The sequence below is a fragment of the Terrisporobacter sp. genome (assembly GCF_017888745.1).
In the GTDB taxonomy this organism is placed as follows: domain Bacteria; phylum Bacillota; class Clostridia; order Peptostreptococcales; family Peptostreptococcaceae; genus Terrisporobacter.
Genome location: NZ_JAGHFM010000311.1, coordinates 1 through 2,500 on the forward strand (window position 1 = coordinate 1; position 2,500 = coordinate 2,500).

General features: G+C 26.2%; 3 protein-coding genes. 1 reads left to right on the forward strand and 2 read right to left on the reverse strand.

All coding sequences use genetic code 11. The features are described 5' to 3' along the window. Positions 1-7 precede the first annotated feature (7 nt). Positions 8-388: a hypothetical protein gene (locus tag J7G74_RS14005; protein ID WP_297136470.1), complete on the reverse strand. Its 381-nt coding sequence runs from the start codon at positions 386-388 to the stop codon at positions 8-10. A gap of 273 nt (positions 389-661) precedes the next feature. On the opposite strand from J7G74_RS14005, the gene J7G74_RS14010 reads away from it, so the two are divergent. Beyond that, positions 662-1,534 carry an LCP family protein gene (locus J7G74_RS14010; RefSeq protein ID WP_297136472.1) on the forward strand — a complete coding sequence of 291 codons (873 nt, stop codon included), beginning with the start codon at positions 662-664 and terminating at the stop codon, positions 1,532-1,534. Between the two features lie 75 nt (positions 1,535-1,609). Here J7G74_RS14010 and J7G74_RS14015 read toward each other — a convergent pair. Beyond that, on the reverse strand, positions 1,610-2,500 hold an 891-nt coding region (locus J7G74_RS14015; RefSeq protein WP_297136474.1), incomplete at its 5' end, for a branched-chain amino acid transport system II carrier protein.

The following is a 2,500-nucleotide window of genomic DNA, read 5'->3' on the forward strand; positions in this document are numbered from 1 at the left end:
ATACTTATTATTTTCTCTTTTTCTTCTTCTTTTTTTTCTTTTTCTTTCCTCTATAAGGTTCTTTAACTTCTTCTTTTTCTTCTCGTTTACAATGTTTACGTATATCATAAAACATTAATAAAGCAATAGCAATTACAATACCTACACTTGCTTTATCTAATGCATTTCCAACTTCTGTTCCTTTTGCGATGAGTTTAGCAATCACTAAAAGAATATTAATGCCTCCATAAGCCATTATATAGGTACCTGCAGTTTTTCCCACTTTATCAGTATCGTATTTCTTTTCATTTACAAAAGTTATATAGTGTCCTAATTTATACTTAATAGTGGCATAACCTAAAGCTAATGCCAATATACCAAGTAGTAAATCAATATAAATACTCGCCATAATCCCCCTCCTCTTGTCATAAATATACTCTACTTCTATATTCTAAACAAAAAATATATTAATGTATATATAATTAACAATTTAGATATAATAATTAAACCTTATATCTTACTAATATAATCACTAAGTCAAAATCACTTCATACATCTAATAATCAAATCATCAAAACAAATATTTATTAATCTAATTATTAAAATATTTCTTTATTTAGTTATATTTTTTTTAATTTTTTCCCATAATCTAACTACAACATTAAGTAAAGGAGGACTTATTTTGTTCAAAATAATAAAAAAACTAAAATTTGCATTAATATCAATTTGTGTAATAATTCTCTTAATATCAGTTGCTTCTTATGCAGATTTATTATTATATAAAAATAAAACAGAGGATTTACCAAATGCAAAACAAGTAAGTAATGACGATGTAATAGATGATAATAAAACATCCTCTAAAACTAATGAAAATTCATATGAAACTAAAGAAAATTTAACTAAGAAGGACGAAAATGTAGCTAATACAAATAAAGACTCATCTACTTCAGAAAACAATTCGTCTACTTCTGAGAAAGTTTTTTCAAAAAACGATACACATATTCTTTTTTTAGACGATAAGTCTAATTATATGGTAATAGCATCAATAAATAAAAAGTCTAAAAAAATTAATTTAACTCAAATTAAAGATAAAAAATATACATATTTAGATGATAAAGAAAAGCTATTACAAAGCATTGAAAAAGACAATGACATTAAATTGGAGAAATTTGTTCAAGTAAATTTAGAAGATTTAATGAATGTAGTAGATGTAATAGGTGGAATAGATGTAGCTATTAAAGAAGAAGATTTAGAGGTAATAAATAACCTAATCCCTAAATATTTTTCTGAATATGCTAAATCTAATAACACAGATATGGAACTTTTACAAAACCCAGGAACTCAGAGTTTAAATGAATATCAAGCAATGGCTTATGCTAATGTAGTTTCTAAAGATATTTCTAAACAAAAAGAAGCTTTAAATTGTGTTATGAAAAACTTAAAAGACTTAAGTTTTACTAAGTATATTGAGATATTTAAAACTATTAAACCTTACGTACAAACCAATTTAAATTTTACTGATATGATTACACTTGCTACTTATGCAATTAAGTAAATTTATCTGTTAATTAGAAAAAAGCCTAAAAATATAGTTATATTTTTAGGCTTTTCATTTATTGTATAGTATTTATTATTGTGCACTATCTAAAACATCACTATCTTGTTCTTTTTTTTGAGGTATAAAATAACCTAATAAACCTCCTATTATAGAAGGAACAATCCAGTTAAACCCCAAATTAGCAAATGGTAATTTATTTACTGGTAAAATTTTAATACCCATACCATCTATAACTATAAGTATACTTACAATTAATGCAATATACGCTGCACCTTTAAATGCATTATCATTTTTAATTTTATGACCAAATAAAGTCATTATTACTAAAACTATTGTAGCAGGATAAATAATTGATAATATTGGCCCTGCAAATGATATTATAGCACTAACTCCAAAATTAGATACAAATGCACTAAATACACAAACAACTATTACCACTGTTTCGTACTTTATAATACCATTAGAAATTTTAGTAAAATACTGCGCTGTTGCTGAAGTAAGACCTATAGCTGTTGTCAAACATGCTAATGCTACAATTATAGCAAGTACAATCTTTCCTGGTTGACCTAGTAATTGTTCTGTTATACTAACTATTAATGATGTTTGATTTATATCGCTTGGATTAACTCCTACAAATTGGTGTGCCACAGTAGATCCTAAATATGTAAGACCTCCATAAACTATTAATAATGCTACTGCTGCTACTATTCCTGCTTGCAGTGTTAATTTTACTTTTTGCGATTCATCGTTATATCCCTTATCAGCAAGTGATAGTATAACAACTGCAGATAGTGCTATAGCTCCAAGAGGGTCCATTGTCTGATATCCTTGATATATACCTTCAGCAAATATTTGATTTATCATAGGTGCTTGGTTCAAATCGCCAAGTGGAGATATTATCCCTATTATTATTAAAAATACTAAAGCAATTAATAAAGCTGGAGTTAAATATTGCCCTATAAT